At 71.5% G+C, this 13,606-nt stretch carries 12 protein-coding genes; 6 read left to right on the forward strand and 6 right to left on the reverse strand.

All coding sequences use genetic code 11. The features are described 5' to 3' along the window. Positions 1-23 precede the first annotated feature (23 nt). Complete coding sequence (locus tag OG963_RS22685; protein WP_093931234.1) at positions 24-1,739, reverse strand: SpoIIE family protein phosphatase; 1,716 nt, start codon at positions 1,737-1,739, stop codon at positions 24-26. A gap of 191 nt (positions 1,740-1,930) precedes the next feature. Next, positions 1,931-2,659 carry a serine aminopeptidase domain-containing protein gene (locus tag OG963_RS22690; RefSeq protein ID WP_030931430.1) on the reverse strand — a complete coding sequence of 243 codons (729 nt, stop codon included), beginning with the start codon at positions 2,657-2,659 and terminating at the stop codon, positions 1,931-1,933. Between the two features lie 97 nt (positions 2,660-2,756). Here OG963_RS22690 and OG963_RS22695 point away from each other — a divergent pair, with 97 nt between their 5' ends. The 3 genes from OG963_RS22695 (at position 2,757) to OG963_RS22705 (ending at position 5,229) form a co-directional block, all read left to right on the forward strand. After that, positions 2,757-3,308: a peroxiredoxin gene (locus tag OG963_RS22695; protein ID WP_093773686.1), complete on the forward strand. Its 552-nt coding sequence runs from the start codon at positions 2,757-2,759 to the stop codon at positions 3,306-3,308. A 209-nt stretch (positions 3,309-3,517) separates the two neighbouring features. After that, complete coding sequence (locus OG963_RS22700) at positions 3,518-3,988, forward strand: cation:proton antiporter regulatory subunit (RefSeq protein ID WP_030931425.1); 471 nt, start codon at positions 3,518-3,520, stop codon at positions 3,986-3,988. 2 nt (positions 3,989-3,990) lie between these two features. Beyond that, on the forward strand, positions 3,991-5,229 hold the full coding sequence (locus OG963_RS22705) for a cation:proton antiporter (RefSeq protein WP_256224005.1): 1,239 nt from the start codon (positions 3,991-3,993) through the stop codon (positions 5,227-5,229). Between the two features lie 7 nt (positions 5,230-5,236). On the opposite strand, the gene OG963_RS22710 is transcribed toward OG963_RS22705, so the two are convergent. Both OG963_RS22710 and OG963_RS22715 read right to left on the reverse strand, forming a co-directional pair. Further along, positions 5,237-6,169: a M56 family metallopeptidase gene (locus OG963_RS22710; protein ID WP_030931419.1), complete on the reverse strand. Its 933-nt coding sequence runs from the start codon at positions 6,167-6,169 to the stop codon at positions 5,237-5,239. A 3-nt stretch (positions 6,170-6,172) separates the two neighbouring features. Continuing rightward, the gene (locus tag OG963_RS22715; RefSeq protein WP_093774129.1) at positions 6,173-6,631 is read right to left on the reverse strand and encodes a BlaI/MecI/CopY family transcriptional regulator; all 459 of its coding nucleotides are present in this window, start codon (positions 6,629-6,631) and stop codon (positions 6,173-6,175) included. A 165-nt stretch (positions 6,632-6,796) separates the two neighbouring features. Here OG963_RS22715 and OG963_RS22720 point away from each other — a divergent pair, with 165 nt between their 5' ends. Next, complete coding sequence (locus OG963_RS22720) at positions 6,797-7,252, forward strand: tellurite resistance TerB family protein (RefSeq protein WP_030931413.1); 456 nt, start codon at positions 6,797-6,799, stop codon at positions 7,250-7,252. Positions 7,253-7,476: 224 nt separating this feature from the next. Here the strand turns inward: OG963_RS22720 and OG963_RS22725 are convergent, their stop codons facing one another. Further along, the gene (locus OG963_RS22725) at positions 7,477-9,027 is read right to left on the reverse strand and encodes an MFS transporter (RefSeq protein ID WP_093773688.1); all 1,551 of its coding nucleotides are present in this window, start codon (positions 9,025-9,027) and stop codon (positions 7,477-7,479) included. Positions 9,028-9,189: 162 nt separating this feature from the next. Beyond that, positions 9,190-10,260, reverse strand: coding sequence for a CdaR family transcriptional regulator (locus tag OG963_RS22730; RefSeq protein WP_093773690.1), 1,071 nt, complete (start codon positions 10,258-10,260; stop codon positions 9,190-9,192). A gap of 300 nt (positions 10,261-10,560) precedes the next feature. Between OG963_RS22730 and OG963_RS22735 the strand changes: the two genes are divergently transcribed. Together OG963_RS22735 and OG963_RS22740 are read left to right on the forward strand one after the other, a co-directional pair. Next, a complete protein-coding gene (locus tag OG963_RS22735; RefSeq protein ID WP_093773692.1) occupies positions 10,561-11,223 on the forward strand; it encodes a hypothetical protein in 663 nt (220 codons plus the stop codon). A 116-nt stretch (positions 11,224-11,339) separates the two neighbouring features. Next, complete coding sequence (locus OG963_RS22740) at positions 11,340-13,454, forward strand: hypothetical protein (protein WP_093773694.1); 2,115 nt, start codon at positions 11,340-11,342, stop codon at positions 13,452-13,454. Positions 13,455-13,606: the final 152 nt, after the last annotated feature.

Genomic DNA, 13,606 nt, shown 5'->3' on the forward strand with positions numbered 1-13,606 from the left:
CTCGCAGCGACCACTGACACCCCCTAGAGAATGTCCTGTTCCGGGGCCGGGAGCCGGGACCGTGAAGCCAGCACCGCGATGTCGTCCTCCGCGCCATGACCGAACTTCTCCAGCGCCTCGTCCAACAGATCGTCGAGGCTCCCGCCGGCCGGCAGGGCCAGCTCCGTGAGCCGGCGCACCGATACGTCGATGTCCTCGCCCCGCCGCTCCACCAGACCGTCGGTGTACATGAACAGCACCGTCCCCGGAGCGCACTCCACCAGCGTCGTCGCGTACCCGCCCAACCCGGTGCCGAGCGGCGGTCCCGCAGCTATGTCGCCCAACCTGGTCCCCCCGGCCACCGGGTCGATGAACACCGGCGGCAGATGCCCGGCGCTCGACACCTCGCACATCCTGCTGTACCGGTCGACGACCACCAGCAGGCAGGTCGCCGCCCGGTCCGGACCCGACCGCTCCACCATCCGGTCGAGCTGCTCCAGGATGCGGTGCGGCGGCAGCAGCTCGTCGGCGAGCAGCCGGAGCAGGGACCGGTAGTGGCTCATCGCGACCGCCGCCTCCACGCCGTGCCCCATCACATCGCCCATCGCCTTGAGATGGCGCCCGTCCGGCAGCGGGATGACGTCGAACCAGTCGCCGCCGACCATCACGCCGCGGTCGGCCGGCAGATAGCGGGTGGCCACCTCGATGTGCGGGTGCGGCAGACGCGGCTCGGACAGCAGGGAACGCTGCAGTTCCAGGGCGATGGTGTGCTCGTGGGCGTAACGCCGGGCGTGGTCCAGATCGACGGCGGCCCGCCCGGCGAGTTCCCGGGCGATCACCACGTCCTCGTCCGAGAACGCCGGCGAGTCCCCCGCCCGGATCAGGCCGAGGACGCCGAGCGGCCCGCCGCGCACCGAAAGCGGCACGACCACGGTCGAATGCATGCCGAGGGCGCGGTAGGCGACGACCCGTTGGGGGTTGGCGGCGGAGCAGCTGAGCCGCATGTCGTCGTTGAGGTTCTCGATGACGGGCTGATCCGTCGCCAGGCACCGCTGGACGGCGGAGTCCTCCTGGTAGTCGATGTACTCACCGGTCAGCCCGAACTCCTCCACACCGTCCCGCAGTCCGGCGGTCGCCGAGATCGCCGCCCGGCGCAGCCGCAGCATCCCCGGCGGCGCGGGGCGTACCGGACGTGCCACGTCCGGCAGGAAGACCTCGACCGTCGCGAGGTCCGCCAGCGCCGGTACGACGAGGTCCACGAGTTCCGCGCAGGTGGTGTCCATGTCGAGCGTCGTGCCGACGCGGTCGACCGCGCTGTCGAGAAGGGTCAGATTCCGCTTGGCCTGTTCCAGCTCGCGCCGCTCCTCGTCCGAGGCCTTCACCTCCAGCACGATCCCCGCGACGCCCACCACCTGCCCGCCCACCTCCAGCCGGTGGTACGCGCCGTGCCAGTACCGCCGGGCCGTACCGGACGCCGCGGGCGTGTATCCGCTGGAGGTGATCTCGCGGGGTTTCCCGTCGGCGAGGACCGCCCGCATCATGTCCTCCCGTGCATCGATGTGGGGCAGGACCTCGGAGACGGTACGTCCGAGGTGTTCCGCCGCCGGGATGCCGTTGAGCCGTTCGAGAGCCGGGTTGACGTACAGGAAGCGCAGCTCGGTGTCGAGGACGCCCACCCCGGCCGTGGTCCCGTCGATCAGCGTCGCCAGGGCCGCGAGGTCGAACGGTGGCCGGCTGTCGGCGTACGCATCGGCCTGCACGAGCACCTCCTGGATCGGGGCGCGGGCCGCCCGCCGGCCCGGCCTTTCATGGTCGGCCGCCACGCCTCACCCCGCATCCGCACGGATCTGCGGTTCCGTGCCCGGCCGATCACCTCGTGAGCACCGCGAGCCTCGTCCCGGCCGCGTTCCCCGTCACCGGCCCGGTGAAGGCCGACCGGCCGCGCGTCACGTCACGAGCGGCGCGTGGCCGTGCTGTCCCTGCCGCGCAGCCGGTCGTAGTCCAGCGTGCCGTCCGACGCCGGCGCGTCCAGCGGCAGCCGGAGGGCGGCGTCGACCGCCGCCGGCAGCGCCGACAGTCCCAGCAGCCCCCTCACCAGGCCGGTCGTCATCGTGTGCCACGCCCGGGCCCGACGGAGCATCGCGTGGTCGCTGGCGCGGATCGTCACCAGACAGGAGCGGGCACCCGCCCGGCGGGCCCGCGTGGCGAGGGACTGGGAGGCCTGGGGGCTCGTCACACGGTCACGGTTGCTGTGCAGCAGGACGACGTCCCGGTCGGCGAGCTGGGTGACCGGATCACCGGGCGGACACCACGGCGCAAGGCCGACCACTCCTCGCACCAGGGGGTGCCCGGCCGCGCGCAGGGCGGCCCGGGCACCCATCGAGTGCCCGACGAGCACGACCGGCACCTCGCCGAACTCGCGGCGCACGCCGTCCAGCGCACGTACGGCATCGTGCAGGGCGTCCTCCCGGGACCCGTTCCACCCGCGGTGTCCGTACCGGACCTCCTGTACCGCCACATCCACCGGTTCGTCCCGGGTCCCACGGACCACGCCCCGCGCGAACGGCCGCATGCGCAGGGCCGGAAGGTTCAACGGCCCGGGCGGGGGAGGCCCCAGACCCGTCTCGCGCCCGCCGTGCAGAAGGAGTACCACCGCCGACGGCGGTCGCCGATCCGCCATACGTACCTCCTGGTCGCGGAAGCCTCCACCGTACCGAGCATGCTGTACCCGGATATCGCCGAACGCCGTACATCCGTCGCACACAAGGGGACCCGCCATGGGATCGTCACCACAAGTCGGCCAGCCCGTCCAGGACTTCACACTGCCGGGCGGAACGCTCACCGGAGACACGTTCGAACGCAGCGACTACACACTCTCGGCCGCCCGCGGCCGTACCGTCGTGCTCGCCTTCTACCCCGGCGACAACACGACCGTCTGCACCAAGCAGCTCTGTTCGTACTCCTCCGGCATGGAGACCTTCACCGGTCTCGACGCGGAGGTCTGGGGAATCAGTCCACAGGGTGTGGACAGCCATGAGTCGTTCGCCCGCACATACGGTCTGCGGATGCCGCTGCTCGCGGACACCGGGCGGGAGATCGCGCGGGCGTACGGGATCACGGCGCCCGGGATCGGGGTGCGCCGAGCCGTGTTCCTGATCGGGCCGGACGGAGTGCTGCGGTGGAAGCATGTCGCGGTCCTCGGGGCCACCTTCCAGTCCCTGGACACGCTCGCCGAGCACATCGCCGGCATCAAGGGCCCGACGGGCGGCCTTGCTTCACCCACACCCGAGCAGCCGGCCGACGACGGCGGGACCGGGACCACCGACTGACGGCGCCACCCACCCCACGTGCCCGGCGGTGAGCAGGAGGCCGCCGGGCACGGCTGTGTCCGGGCCCCGATCGGCGCGGCGTGGGCGGGTGCCGCGGGTGGTCCATGACACGTGTCCCGCAAACGGCGGAAGTCTCCGGTTAAGGTAATGGGACATTAAAGAGATCGCCAAGTGCGTCGCTGTGCCGTCGTGCGCCTCGGGAGGAAGCCATGGGAACCCACCGGACCACGCTGCCCGGAGTCGGTGTGCAGTACGACTACACCACCGAGTCGGGACAACACATTTCGGTCGTCGTCCACCACGACGGGCGGCGGTTCATCGGCTTCTACGAGCGCGACGACCCCGATTCGTGTCAGCTCTCCGTGCCGCTGACCCCACAGGAGGCCACCGCACTCGCGCATCTCATCGACGCCGCGCCCATCGACGCCGTACGGACCGAGGGAATCGATCTCGTCACCGAGCACATACCGCTCGGGTCGCGCTCCCCCTACGGGGGGCGGCTGCTCGGGGACACCCGGGCGCGGACGCGGACCGGGGCGTCGATCGTGGCCGTGCTGCGGACACACAGTGCCCACCCGTCGCCGGGGCCGGACTTCCGGCTGGCCATCGGGGACACGCTCGTCGTCGTCGGTACACGCGAGGGCGTCGACGCGCTCTCCGAGATCATTGCGGAGGGCTGACCGTGCACGACACGACCGCACTGCTGGTGGAGCTCGGCTCCGTCATTCTGGGGCTCGGGATCATCGGGCGGTTCGCCGGCCGGATAGGGCTCTCGCCGATTCCGCTCTATCTGCTGGCCGGCCTGGCGTTCGGGGACGGGGGGCTGCTGCCCCTCGGGGCCAGCGAGGAGTTCACCGCCGTCGGCGCCGAGATCGGCGTCATTCTGCTGCTGCTCCTGCTGGGGCTGGAGTACAGCGCGTCCGAGCTGGTGACCAGCCTGAAGACGCAATATCCGTCCGGGGTAGTCGACTTCGTGCTCAACGCGACGCCCGGCGCGGTGGCTGCGCTGCTGCTCGGGTGGGGGCCCGTCGGGGCCGTCGCACTGGCCGGGGTCACCTGGATCTCCTCGTCGGGTGTCATCGCGAAGGTGCTCACCGATCTGGGGCGGCTCGGAAACCGGGAGACGCCCGTCATTCTCGGGGTTCTCGTCATCGAGGACCTGTCGATGGCCGTCTATCTGCCACTGCTCACCGCGATGCTCGCCGGTGTCGGCCTGGCCGGCGGCAGCATCGCCCTGCTGGTCGCGCTCGGCACCGTCGGATTCGTGCTGTACCTGGCGCTGCGGCACGGTCGGCTCATCAGCCGGGCCGTGTCCTCCGACAATCCGGAGATGCTGCTCCTCGTCGTCCTCGGGCTGACCGTCCTGGTGGCCGGGGTGGCGCAGCAGTTGCAGGTCTCCGCGGCGGTCGGGGCGTTCCTCGTCGGGATCGCGCTCTCGGGGGAGGTGGCGGAGGGCGCCCGCAAGCTGCTGACGCCGCTGCGCGATCTGTTCGCCGCCGTCTTCTTCGTGTTCTTCGGTCTCTCCACCGATCCGGCCCAGATCCCGCCCGTGCTGCTGCCGGCCCTGCTGCTGGCCGTCGTCACCGTCTTCACCAAGATCGGCACCGGGTGGTACGCGGCCCGGCGCGCCGGGATCGGGTCGCCCGGGCGGTGGCGGGCCGGTGGCACGCTCGTGGCACGCGGTGAGTTCTCCATCGTCATCGCCGGTCTTGCCGTGGCGACCGAGCCCCGCATCGGGCCCATCGCCACCGCGTACGTCCTGATCCTGGTCATCGTCGGTCCGCTCACCGCCCGCTGGACCCAGCCCGTCGCGGCCCGGATCCGGAAGCGGCGGGCCCGTCGGGCCGGTGTATCCCAGGGCGCAGTGCCGGTCGCTCACGAGGAGATTCCGGTCGTGGAGCGCGCCTCGGCCGTCGACTGAGCCGTCGTCAGAGCGGGGTCGCCGCGTGCAGGATCCGCACCAGCGTCACCGTCGCGTTCAGCGACGACAGCGCCGACACCGTGGTTCCGGCGGTGGCCACCAGTCCCGCGAAGGCGACATGGGCGGACGACGGCGGCCAGAGCCGGGTCGGCGGGACGGGGTCCAGGAGTGCGGCGACCCGGCGCGGGATCGGGCCGACCGACGCGAGCGCGGGCAGGGCGTCCGGTGACCGGTGGGCGAAGAGCGCCGCCTTGCCGACCGCGCCCGCCACCGCCCGCCGGTCTCCGGTCGCCTGCGCCGCCGCCTCGTCCGCCCACCGTTCCGTGTTGTACGCCACCGCCGTACGCAGCGGCAGCAGGAACGGGTTCGCCCGCGCGGCAAGCTGGGTGGCGAGGAGGTAGCGGTGGTGGCGGGCGGTCAGGTGGGCCCGCTCATGGGCGACGAGCGCCCGGCGTTCACGCGCGGTCAGGCACTCCATCATCGCCGTCGACACGACCACCCGACCGGGGGAACCGGGGAGCGCGTAGGCGTACGGCGCCGGGTCCGGCAGCACGGCGACCGCGGACGGCTGCTCCGGGAGGGACCGCAGGGCCCGTGCGGCGCGGACGCGTTGGCGTACGTGGTGGTGGACCGCCGACCCGCACGCCACGACCACCGCCGCCAGCACCCCGATCGCGACGATGCCCGCCTTCTCCTCGTACGGCACCGCCGCGCGCACCTCGGGGTCCGACCAGCCGTCCGGCAGCGGATTGCCGGGGAGCTGAGCCGTGCCCACCACCATCAGCAGTGCCAGGCACACCGTGCTGCACAGGGCGAGCGTCGTACCGACGGCCGCCAGCAGGCGGGTGGCGCTGCGTGGGTGCAGATGCTGTTCGGCCAGGCGCGCGACGGGCAGCGCGGTCAGCGGCAGCACGAGAGGCAGGTAGACGAAGACGCCCATCGGTCAGCCCTCGTCCTGCTCCGTCGTCTGCGCCAGCAGCGCGCGCAGGCGTTCCTCGTCGCCCGGGGACAACGCCGAGACGAACCGGGCGAGTACGGCCTCGCGATCCCGTTCGCCGTCCAGGACGCGGCGCATCCGCAGCGCGGCGAGACCGGCCTCGTCGGAGGCGGAGGTCCAGGTGTAGGAGCGGCCCTGGCGGGCACGGGTCACGCACTTCTTCTCGTACAGGCGGGACAGGATCGTGATGACGGTGGTGTACGCGAGGCCGCCGTCGAGGTGTTCCTGCACCCAGCCCGCCGTCGCGGGGCCGTTCGCCGAGCGCAGAACGGCGAGGACCTGGGCCTCCAGCTCGCCCTGCCCGCGCTTGCGGGGGCGCCGGCCGCCGGACGGATGGCCCGCCGGGGGCACGTTGTCGTGGGGCAGTTCGTTGTGCGGGGGGTGGCTGGCCCCGGCCGTGTCCATCGTGGTGACTGCCCTTCGTGCGATACCGCGTCGTCCACGGCGTCGCAGCATCGTACTGAAGGCCGGTTCCCGGACACAGCGGGCGATCATCCTGCTAACTTCTACACGTCTGTAGAGTTGGATCTCGTTCCGGCAACGCAACGCAACGCAACGTATGGAGACGTCATGGCACTGTGGGATCGGATCAAGGAATCCGCGACGACGATGCAGTCGCAGCTCGAGGCGAAGAAGAACGACCTGAAGAGCGGTGCGTTCCGGGACGCGAGCATGGCCATGTGCGCTCTGGTCGCCGCCGCCGACGGTTCCATCGACCCGTCCGAGCGCCAGCGCGTCGCCTCGCTGATCGCCTCCAACGAGGTGCTGCAGAACTTCCCGGCGGACGACCTGCAGCGGCGCTTCAACGAGTACGTCAACAAGCTCACCGCGGACTTCGCCTTCGGCAAGGTCAGCGTGCTCCAGGAGATCGGCAAGGCGAAGAAGAAGCCGGCCGAGGCCCGCGCCGTCATCCAGATCGGCATCGTCATCGGCGGCGCCGACGGCGACTTCGACAAGTCGGAGCAGGCCGTCGTGCGCGAGGCGTGCTTCGCGCTCGACCTTCCGCCCCACGAGTTCGACCTCTAGACACCATCGTCGGGCATCCTCTCCGGGGCGGCCGAACAGCCCCCCGTACCGCCGGGAACACACCGCGGTCCGACCGACCATCGGACCGCGCCCGGCCCGGCCGGGGACTCGCGCCCCCCGAGCGAGTTCCCGGCCCACCTCCGCACGCACCGCGCCCGGCATCGCTGTCACCCCCGGCGAATCCTCGCTCGCCGAGCCGTCGACCGGTCCGGTAGGTCCGGCCGTCAGGCGCGGACCGGTGACGCGTCCTCGACCAACTGCGGCCGGGGCGCGCCCCTGCGGTACAGGACCAGGGTGATCAGCAGCCCGAGGGCGAAGTAGCCCGCCGACCACCAGTACGCGGTGGCGTAGCTGTGCAGCTGGGCCTGGGCCATGTTGGCGGGGGTCGGTGGGCGTCCGACCAGGTAGCTCGTGGCGGCGCCGGTGGCGAGCGTGTTCAGCAGCGCCGTACCGATGGAACCGCCCACCTGCTGGCTGGTGCTGACCATCGCCGAGGCCACACCCGCGTCGCGGACCGCCACCCCGTACGTGGCCAGGTTCATCACGGTCGCGAAGACCATGCCGAGGCCCAGACCGAGGAAGAGCAGGTTGGGCAGCACATGGGTGACGTATCCGCTGGTCAGGTCCAGGCCCGTCATCCACACCATGGCGGCCGCGGCGATGCCCATGCCGAGCGGCACGATCGGTTTCGCGCCGAACCGGGGCACCAGCACATTGGTCGTCGTCATCGACGTCGCGATCATCAGGGCGACCATCGGGATGAACGCGAGACCGGTGGCGACCGGCGAGTAGAGCAGAGTCCTCTGCAGGTAGTAGGTGAGGAACAGGAACACGCCGAACATGCCGCCACCGGCGATGAACATCGCCAGATAGGACGCCCCTCGGTTCCGGTTCAGCACCACCCGCAACGGCAGCAACGGATGCGCGGCCCGCGTCTGCCACCAGGCGAACGCCGCCACGAGCACACCGCCCGCCACGAGGAAGCCCCAGGTGTCCGGTGAACTCCACCGGTGGGACTCCGCGTTCGAGAAGCCGAACACGATGCAGAAGAGACCCGACGAGACCAGGACCGTGCCCGGGACATCGAGCTTCGGACGGTGGGCGGGGGCGCCGGCGCTCAGCAGCCGGGCACCGCCGACGAAGGCGATCAGGGCGAACAGCAGGTTGACGTACAGGCACCAGCGCCAGTTCAGGTACTCGGTGAGCACCCCGCCGAGCAGCAGTCCCACCGCGCCGCCCGTCCCCGCGATGGCGCCGTAGATCCCGAAGGCCTTAGCCCGCTCGTTCGGGACGTTGAACGTCGTGGTGAGGAGCGAGAGCGCGGCCGGCGCCAGCAGCGCGGCGAACAGGCCCTGGAGGGCTCGGGCGACGACGAGGACCTCGAAGCCCGGGGCGGCGCCGCCGATCGCCGACACCACCGCGAAGCCGACCAGGCCGGTCAGGAACACGATCTTCCGGCCCACCAGGTCGGCAATCCGGCCGCCGAGCAGCAGCAACGAGCCGAAGGCCAGGGCGTACGCCGTCACGATCCACTGGCGGTTGCCGTCGGAGAAACCGAGGTCCTGCTGGGCGGAGGGCAGGGCGATGTTCACGATGGTGGCGTCCAGGACCACCATCAGCTGCGCCAGACCGATCACCCCGAGCACCCACCACCGATGCGCCGGCCCACGCTCACGCCGGGGCGCGGGGCGAGCCGGCGAGGGGGTCCCGCTCACGCCACCCACGGAGCGTTCCTCCTCGAACGGCTCTCGTGCATGACGTGCATGACGGGCCATGGTCCTGCGTCTCCCTCGGTGCGCACCCCGAAATTCCCCCGCACTTCACGCTAAGCGCGGGGCAGGATCCCCGCATGCGGTGAGCAGCGCCCGGGTTCGGACCTGCCGGGATCCGGCAACCGGGCGGGTGGAACCGGGCTCCGTCGGCGGGGCGGACCGGTGTCAGAGCTCCCTGGCGGGCCAGTCCAGCAGCCGGGCGCCGATCACCGCCGTCTGCAGTGTGTACCGGTGCATCGGGTCCGACGGGTCCGAACCGGTCAGCTGATGGACCCGCTCCAGCCGGTACGTGAGCGCCCGCACGCTCAGCGCCAGCCTCCGGGCCGTCTCGGCGGCGACACAGCCCGCGTCGAAGTACGCGGAGAGCGTCTTCAGCAGTGGTTCGGCGCCGCCGCGGGCCTGCTGGAGCGGGCCGAGCTGGCTGCGCACCAGATCGGCCATCGCCTGCCGGTCCCGGGCCAGCACCGGGTAGACCAGCAGGTCGGCGGCGTACAGCACCGGATCGTCCAGGCGCATCCGCTCCGCCAGGTCGAGTGCGACGAGCGCCTCGTCGTACGACTGGACGACGCCGCCCGGGCCCCGGTGCGGGCGGCCGACCGCGACCCGGCCGCCGTCCGTCGCCGCATGCGCCTGCTTGGCGAAGTAGCGCAGGACGTCCGGCTGGGAGCCCGGGGCTATACAGACCAGACGCCCGTCCTTGGTCGTCAGCAGGAACTCCCGGCCGTCGAAGCGGGCCAGCAGCGCCGACTCCACCTGCCGCGGCACGGTGTCCGACTCGGTGTACGCCTGGGGGCCCGCCGCCACCGCGACCGCGTGGGCGCGGGACAGCCGCATCCCGAACCGGGTGGCCCGCTCGGCGAGCCGGCCCAGATCGCTGCGCCCGTACAGAAGGTCGTCGATGAACTCGCGGCGCGCCGCCTCCTCCCTCCGTACGGTGAGCCGCTGGGCCCGCTCGAACCCCTCGGCGAAAGCGTCGACGCACTGCTCGACCGCGGCCAGCACGCAGTCGGTGGACGCCGGGTCGGTGGCGTCGGCACTCGGCCAGGCGGTGCGGGTCGCCGCCAGATGGAGTCCGACCAGGGCGCGCAGCTGGAATCCGGCCTCTGCGGCCTTCCGGCCCAGGGCCCGACGGTTCTCCAGCTCGTCACGGGTCAGCCGGCGGCCGGTCGCGGCGACCTCGCCCAGGATGCGGGCGTAGTCCCCCAGATACTCGTCGGGGATCTCCGGCTCCGGCACGGCCTACCTCCAGTCTTGACGCGTCACTGACACTCGCTCAACGCATCCGGGCAGGTGCTGGTGCCCGGCATCAAGGACGCAGAAAGATTGCCGGAGTCCGGCAATGCGGAACATCGGCATCGGATGTCACGATCGGGCCCAGCACCACCGGGGGGAAACACGGGGGAGCACGGGGGATACGGGGACGGGGGAAGACCCGGCTGCTGCGGCGCCGCTTTTCGGCGACGCCGCGGCACCGGGGTCACCGGCCGACGGCGCATCCACCGCACTCCCCGCTCACACGCAGGGGGGAGTGGACCGATGCAGGAGTTCCTGGACGCGGCGCTCTCCTTTCCGACCGCCCTCTTCGGCGCGGCCCTGGTCGTCGTCATCTGTTTCTGGCTGCTGGTCCTGGCCGGTGCGGCCGACCACCACTCCTTCGACGCCGACCTCGACACCGACCTGGCCGGGATCGGCGGTGTGCCGGTCGCCGTCTCGGTGTCCGTGATGATCGTCGTCGCCTGGTTCGCCGGCCTGACCGGCACCGTCCTGCTGCACCGCAGCTCGGTCACCGGCACTCCGCGCGCCGCGCTCGCCTGTGCCGTGCTCGCCGGGGCGCTGCTGATCTCCTGGGCCGTGGTCCGGCTGCTCGTCACCCGCTACCGCCGCCTCTTCCCGCCCGAACCCCCGCCGTCCCGCCAGGACTTCCTCGGCCGGGTCTGCACCATCCGTACCGGCTCCGTCAGCTCCGACTTCGGCCAGGCCGAGGTCGCGGCGGCCGACGGGTCCACCGCGATCGTGCAGGTCAGGCAGTTGCGGCAGACGGACGAAGCGGTCTTCACGGCGGGCAGTGCGGGGCTTCTCTACGCGTACGACGACGAGGGCGAGTTCTTCTGGGTCTCGCCCTACGACGTGACGCTCGACCCGGGACCACCGACGCCACCGCGGCAGTTGCCGCGTACCCGCCCCCGCCGCACCGGCTGAGCCGCCGGCCGCCGCCGGACGCCGTGATCCGGCGCGCACACGGCTGCCCGCCGCCGCCCCGGCGCTCCGTCTCCTCTCACCCACCTCGCCTTCCTCACCAGCCGCCAAGGACTGTCATGGATGCCATCTCCCTGGGCTTCGGTGTGCTCATCGCCGTGGTCCTGCTCATCACGATCGCTCTGCTCCTCGTCGTCAGCCGGCTCTTCCGCAAGGTCGAACAGGGCAAGGCCCTGATCATCTCCAAGACCAAGAAGGTCGACGTGACCTTCACCGGCGCCGTCGTCCTGCCGGTGCTGCACAAGGCCGAGTACATGGACATCTCGGTGAAGACGATCGAGATCCGGCGCACCGGCCGCGAGGGCCTGATCTGCCAGGACAACATCCGCGCCGACATCCACATCAACTTCTTCGTACGGGTCAACAAGACCGTCGAGGACGTCATCAAGGTGGCCCAGGCCATCGGTACCGAGCGGGCCAGCGACAAGATCGCCATCCAGGACTTCTTCGCCGCGAAGTTCGCCGAGGCCCTCAAGACAGTCGGCAAGCAGCTGGACTTCGTCGATCTCTACACCAAGCGCGAAGAGTTCCGGGACCGCATCATCCGGGTCATCGGGACCGACCTGAACGGTTACCACCTCGACGACGCGGCGATCGACCACCTGGAACAGACGCCGATGGCGCAGCTCGACAGCGCCAACATCCTCGACGCACAGGGCATCCGCAAGATCACCGAACTGACGACGATCGAGCACGTACGCACCAACGAGTTCCAGCGCACCGAGCAGAAGGAGATCACCCGGCAGAACGTCGACGCCCGCGAGACCATTCTGGAGCTGGAGCGCCGACAGGCCGAGGCCGAGATCAAGCAGCGGCGCGAGGTCGAGACCCTGCGGGCCCGCGAGGAGTCGGCCACCGCCCGGGTCCAGGAGGAGGAACGGCTGGGCGCGCAGACGGCGTTCATCCGTACCGAGGAACAGCTCGGCATCCAGCGCGAGAACCAGGCGCGGGAGATCGCCGTCGCACAGAAGAACCGTGAACGGGTCATCGCGGTCGAGAACGAGCGCATCGAGAAGGACCGGCTGATCGAGGTCATCGGGCGCGAACGGCAGACCGAGCTGAATCGAATCGCCGCGACGAAGGAGGTCGAGGCGGAGCGCCGCGAGGTCGCCGATGTGATCCGGGAGCGGATCGCCGTGGACCGTACGGTCGCCGAGCAGGAAGAGTCGATCAAGACCCTGCGGGCCGTCGAGGAGTCGGAGCGTACCCGCAAATCGGTGATCATCGCCGCCGAGGCCGAGGCCCAGGAGAAGCTGGTCAAGGACATCAAGGCGGCGGAGGCGGCCGAGGTGGCGGCCACCCACCGGGCGGCGGAGCAGCTGACGCTCGCCGAGGCCCGGCTCAAGGGCGCGGATCTCGACGCCCGGGCCAAGCTGCGACTCGCCGAAGGCGTCCAGGCGGAGTCCGCGGCGCCCGGTCTGGCCGAGGTGCAGGTGCGGGAGGCTGCGGCCGACGTCATCGAGAAGACCGGTCTCGCCGAGGCGGAGGCCACGTCCGCCCGGCTCAGGGCCGAGGCGGAGGGCGCACGGCTGAAGGCCCTGGCGACCGCCGAGGGCACCCAGGCGCAGGCGACCGCGGACGCGGCGATGATCGGCGAGAAGTTGAAGGCCGAAGCGGCCGGGCTCACGGAGAAGGCTGCGGCCATGGCCGCGCTGGACGACGCGTCGCGCGGACACGAGGAGTACCGGCTGCGGCTCGCCGCCGAGAAGGAGATCCGGCTGGCCGGCCTCGATGTGCAGCGGCAGGTCGCGGAGGCGCAGGCGACGATCGTGGCCGCCGGTCTGGAGAACGCGGACATCGACATCGTCGGCGGGGAGTCGGTCTTCTTCGACCGGCTGGTCTCGTCGATCTCGCTCGGCAGGAGCGTGGACGGGTTCATGGAGAACTCGGACACGGCGAAGGCCCTCGCCGGGCCGTGGCTGAACGGGTCGTCGTCGTTCACGGAAGACCTGACCCGGGTGCTCGGGTCGGTGTCCACGGGCGATGTGCAGAACCTCACGGTGTCGGCGCTGCTGACGCGGATGATGGCCGCGCCGGGAGTGGGAGCGGATGCCGGACAGGTCCGGCAGCTGCTGGAGTCGGCACGCAGGCTCGGGCTGGCGGATGTGCGGGTCGGGGTGCCGGCGGAGGCACATGACGGGGTGGCGGCGCGCAACGGGGCGCCGGTGGCGTAGCGGGGCGGGCCCGTCCGGCGGCCGGTCCGTCCCAGAACGCCGGGCGGGCCCGTCCCGTCGCCGGTCCGTCCCAGAACGCCGGACGGGCCCGGGTCGACCGCCCCGTGCCCGCCCACCACGCACTTCAGGCCCGACCGGGCCGCGGTTCCGTC

Origin of the sequence: Streptomyces sp. NBC_01707, assembly GCF_041438805.1 — a bacterium.
In the GTDB taxonomy this organism is placed as follows: Bacteria; Actinomycetota; Actinomycetes; order Streptomycetales; family Streptomycetaceae; genus Streptomyces.

Bases quoted from the DNA above. Each gene is read 5' to 3' on its own strand.
- OG963_RS22690 (WP_030931430.1), bottom strand. From the start codon at position 2,659: ATGGCGGATCGGCGACCGCCGTCGGCGGTGGTACTCCTTCTGCACGGC.
- OG963_RS22695 (WP_093773686.1), top strand. From the start codon at position 2,757: ATGGGATCGTCACCACAAGTCGGCCAGCCCGTCCAGGACTTCACACTG.
- OG963_RS22700 (WP_030931425.1), top strand. From the start codon at position 3,518: ATGGGAACCCACCGGACCACGCTGCCCGGAGTCGGTGTGCAGTACGAC.
- OG963_RS22710 (WP_030931419.1), bottom strand. From the start codon at position 6,169: ATGGGCGTCTTCGTCTACCTGCCTCTCGTGCTGCCGCTGACCGCGCTG.
- OG963_RS22715 (WP_093774129.1), bottom strand. From the start codon at position 6,631: ATGGACACGGCCGGGGCCAGCCACCCCCCGCACAACGAACTGCCCCAC.
- OG963_RS22720 (WP_030931413.1), top strand. From the start codon at position 6,797: ATGGCACTGTGGGATCGGATCAAGGAATCCGCGACGACGATGCAGTCG.
- OG963_RS22725 (WP_093773688.1), bottom strand. From the start codon at position 9,027: ATGGCCCGTCATGCACGTCATGCACGAGAGCCGTTCGAGGAGGAACGC.
- OG963_RS22735 (WP_093773692.1), top strand. From the start codon at position 10,561: ATGCAGGAGTTCCTGGACGCGGCGCTCTCCTTTCCGACCGCCCTCTTC.
- OG963_RS22740 (WP_093773694.1), top strand. From the start codon at position 11,340: ATGGATGCCATCTCCCTGGGCTTCGGTGTGCTCATCGCCGTGGTCCTG.